This is a genomic window from Pseudomonas sp. MD195_PC81_125, assembly GCF_014060985.1.
GTDB lineage: Bacteria > Pseudomonadota > Gammaproteobacteria > Pseudomonadales > Pseudomonadaceae > Aquipseudomonas > Aquipseudomonas parakoreensis.
In genome coordinates this window covers 1-4,081 of the sequence record NZ_JABULD010000108.1, presented here as the reverse complement: position 1 = coordinate 4,081, position 4,081 = coordinate 1, and the positions used below count along the sequence as shown (strand labels likewise).

The following is a 4,081-nucleotide window of genomic DNA, read 5'->3' as shown; positions in this document are numbered from 1 at the left end:
GGTGGTCTCGCGCAGCCGGGCCAGCGCACGGCTCATGGCCGACGGGCTCAGCTGCAGAATTTGCGCGGCGCGGGCGACGCTGCCTTCGCGCAGCAGTACGTCAAGGGTGATCAACAGGTTAAGGTCCGGTGCGCTCATGACATGGCGTTCCATGCAGGTATCAAGTGCAAAGCATGCGTCTTGCGCCCTGCCTTGTCGAGACTCAGGCTATGCCGTCTGACCTTCGCACCAGGAGCCGCCCGATGCCCGGATCCCCCTTGCCCCCTCAAGCCCGCTGGGCGCTGACCAGCCTGGCGCTGTCGATGTTGATGCCATCACTGGACACCAGCATCGCCAACGCCGGATTACCCACCCTGGCCGCCGCGTTCGATGCGACGTTTCAACAGGTGCAATGGATCGTGCTGGCGTATCTGCTGGCGGTCACCACGTTGATTGTCAGCGTCGGGCGTCTGGGCGATGTGTTCGGGCGGCGGCGATTGCTGCTGATCGGCATTGGCATTTTTACCAGTGCGTCGTTGTGTTGCGCACTGGCTCCGGGGCTTGGCTGGTTGATCGGCGCGCGGGCCGTGCAGGGCCTGGGCGCGGCAATCATGTTCGCCTTGACCGTGGCGCTGGTGGCTGATGCGGTGCCCAAAACGCGGGCGGGCAGTGCGATGGGCCTGCTCGCGACGATGTCGGCCACCGGTACCAGCCTCGGGCCGTCACTGGGTGGTCTGCTGGTCGCGCAGGTTGGCTGGCCGTCGATCTTTGTCCTCAACGTGCCCTTGGGCCTGCTCAACGCGTGGCTGGTTTATCGCTATCTGCCGGCGGATCGGCCGGTGCGGGCGGGTGTTGCGTTTGATTATCTCGGCAGCGCAGTGTTGGTATTGACGCTGGCGGCCTATGCGCTGGCGATGACGCTGGATGGATTCACCCTGGTGTTGCTGCTGTCGAGCGTAGGCGGGGCGGGGCTGTTTATTGCGGTCGAGATGAAAGCCAGAGCGCCGCTGATTCGTTTGTCTCTCTTCAGCGATGCGCGTCTGAGCAGCAGTCTTGCGCTGACATTGCTGGTGACGACGGTGATGATGACCACGCTGGTGGTCGGGCCGTTTTACCTGAGCCGAGGCCTGGGGCTGGGCAGCACCGTGGTCGGCCTGGCGTTGTCAGTCGGACCGCTGCTGGCCGCGTGTGGCGGGGTGCCGGCCGGGCGTCTGGTGGATCGCTTCGGTGCGCGGCGTGTGGTGCCGGGGGGCGTTGCTCGGGATGGTCGGGGGTTGCAGCTTGTTGGCGTTGTTGCCGATGCGTCTCGGCCTGCCGGGGTATCTGTTGCCGATGGCGGTCATTGCCAGCAGTTACGCGTTGTTTCAGGCGGCGAACAATACCGGGTTGATGGCGACGGTCAGTCAGGATCAGCGCGGCGTGGTGTCGGCTTTGCTCGGGCTGTCGCGCAATCTCGGACTGATCACCGGCGCGGCGGTCATGGGCGCGGTGTTTGCCTCCGCTACCGGCAACCCGACGCAAGCCCCGGCCGAGGTCATTGGCAGTGGCTTGCACTGCACGTTCGGGGTTGCGGCGGCGCTGATGGTCATGGCCCTGATCGTCAGCTGGCGTGGCTACTCAAGATACTCGCCACCTGTTGTGGCTGGCAGTTGAGGTACGGCGAGGACTTCAGCCAGCGCTGATCCGGGTACCAGGAGAACATGAACTGGCCGTCCTTGAGTTTGTCGATCACCTGCCTTGCCACTTGCGGACGCACCGCCGGGCAACCCTGGCTGCGACCGATTCGGCCTTGACGCTTGCTCCACAGCGGATTCACGTAGTCGGCGGCGTGGATCACGATGGCGCGGTCGCGGGCCAGATCATTGAAGCCCGGCTCCAGACCGTCCATGCGCAGCGAATAACCATGGGTTCCCTCGTAACTTTCCTGGGTGCGGAACAGCCCGAGGCTGGACTGGTAGCTGCCTTCGCGATTGGAGAACTGAGTGGCGAAGTTTTCCCCGGAATTCGAACCGTGGGCGACCAGGTCGCGCAGCACCAGTTTCTGTCTGCTCAGGTCGAAGATCCACAGCCGGCGCGCGGTGGAGGGTTGCGAGTAATCGATGATCGCCAGATGGCGTGAGGGTCGCGCGCCGTTGTTGACCGCGCATTGCATGGCGTTCAAGGCGCCTTTGAGCGCTTGGGGATTGAGTTCCGGCGCGGCGTGCGCGAGGCTGGTGAAAAGAACCGGCGATGGCTTGCCGGCGGCGAAAGCTGGGCTGCTCACGGCGACGAGGGTCGCGCTGGTCAGCAGAAGTCGGCGCAAAAACGTCAACATTTAAACAGTGTCCTCACTGGCTACTTATTTGGCACTTTGGCTCCTGACTCCCAGTCATACCCGACAGACCCCTGTTTCGAGCCTGACTGTTCAGCGCACCTGATGTAAGGTTGACCGTCAATGAGACGGCCACGGATTGGAGTAAAGCAGTTGTTCAAAAAGTACGCATGCTACTTGAGCATTTGTTTGCTCGCTGCGCCGTTTGTCGCTTGTGCCGATGAACCCTTGCCGCCGTTGCAGACCCTGCCGACGCCGCCGGCGCAAATGCCGGTCGAACCACAAAGTCCGCTGCAAGCGGTGCTGATCGGTTTGCCTCAGGCATGCCCGGCGATTGCCGCACAGCTGAGTGGTCCGGCGCTGGCGCAACTGCAAGCGTTCTACCAGCAGCAGGACTGGCTGCCGGTGTGGGCCAGCGAGTCCGGGCGTTTGCCGGTCTTGCGTGCGCAGTTGCAGTTGTTGGCCGACGATGGCCTCAATCCCAAGCGCTATCCGGTGGCCGTCAATCCACCGCAGGACGGCGAGTTGTGTGCCGATATCGACATCAGCCGCTTTTATCTGCAAGCGCTGCAAGACCTGCATTTCGGGCGTCTGTTGCAGTCACATTTCGAGCCGCTGTGGCATGCCGATGACACCCCGCGTGATCGTAAGGCGGAATTGCTGGCGATCGCGGTACCCGGCCTGCACGACATCAAAGCCGCGTTCGATCTGGCGCGTCCGCGTCTGGCGCAGTATCAAAGCCTGCGTCATCTCTACGCCAGCCAACGGCTGCAGGCCTTGCCGCACTGGCAGGCGGTGGGCAACGGCCCGCTGCTGCGCCCGGCGATGGAGGACAAACGCGTGCCGGAACTGGCCCAGCGCCTGTTCAACGAGGGCTATCTGACCCACGTCACCGGCACGCCCGGCAATGCCTATGAGGGTGTGCTGGTGGAAGCGGTGAAGAGCTTTCAGGCCAACCATTCCTTGCAGGCCGACGGGGTAGTCGGGCCGGGGACGATTGCCGAGCTCAACATCAGCCCGCTGACGCGCCGCGAGCAGTTGCGGGTCAACCTCGAACGTTTCCGCTGGCTGGCGCAGGACATGGAGCCCAATGGCTTGCTCGTTAACGTCGCTGCCGCCGAACTGACCCTGTATCAGGGCGGCGTGCCGGTCTGGCAGACCCGTACCCAGGTCGGTCGCGCCGAACGGCAGACCCCGCTGCTCAAATCCCGGGTCACGCGCCTGACCCTGAACCCGACCTGGACCGTGCCGCCGACCATCTGGAAAGAAGACAAACTGCCGGCGATCCGCAAGGATCAGACCTTCCTCAGCCGGCAGAACCTGCAAGTCCTCGACGCCCATGGCCAGCCGTTGGCCGCGGCGGATATCGACTGGGACAATCCCGGCAACATCATGCTGCGCCAGGAGGCCGGGCCGCGGAATCCGCTGGGGCAACTGGTGATCCGCTTCCCCAACCCGTTCGCCGTGTACTTGCACGATACGCCGAGCAAGGCCCTGTTCGACAAAGGCCCGCGCGCTTTCAGCTCGGGCTGTGTGCGGGTCGAGCACCCGATGCAACTGCGTGACCTGCTGTTGACCCCGGCGGAACGTACGCGCACCGACACCTTGCTCGCCACCGGCAGCACCCACGAATTCCGCCTGTCGGCACCGGTGCCGATCCTGATGACCTACTGGACGGCGCAGGTCGGCAAGGATGGGCAGGTGCGTTATGCGCCGGATATCTACAGCCGTGACAGTGCGCTGCTCGCCGGCCTCGACGGGGCACACTGACCGTTCTCTGTAGGAGCTGCC

General features: G+C 64.0%; 3 protein-coding genes and 1 pseudogene. 2 read left to right on the top strand and 2 right to left on the bottom strand.

Annotation, left to right across the window (positions count from 1 at the left end):
• A partial coding sequence (locus HT737_RS04805; protein ID WP_182401672.1) for a LysR family transcriptional regulator occupies positions 1-138 on the bottom strand: 138 nt, incomplete at its 3' end.
• 104 nt (positions 139-242) lie between these two features.
• Here HT737_RS04805 and HT737_RS04800 point away from each other — a divergent pair.
• Positions 243-1,632: pseudogene (locus HT737_RS04800) on the top strand (MFS transporter).
• Here HT737_RS04800 and HT737_RS04795 read toward each other — a convergent pair.
• Positions 1,580-2,293, bottom strand: a complete 714-nt coding sequence (locus HT737_RS04795) for a murein L,D-transpeptidase catalytic domain family protein (RefSeq protein WP_145595391.1) — start codon at positions 2,291-2,293, stop codon at positions 1,580-1,582. The pseudogene HT737_RS04800 and the gene HT737_RS04795 sit on opposite strands and share 53 nt — an antisense overlap.
• A gap of 150 nt (positions 2,294-2,443) precedes the next feature.
• On the opposite strand from HT737_RS04795, the gene HT737_RS04790 reads away from it, so the two are divergent.
• On the top strand, positions 2,444-4,060 hold the full coding sequence (locus HT737_RS04790) for a murein L,D-transpeptidase (protein ID WP_182401670.1): 1,617 nt from the start codon (positions 2,444-2,446) through the stop codon (positions 4,058-4,060).
• Positions 4,061-4,081 lie beyond the last annotated feature (21 nt).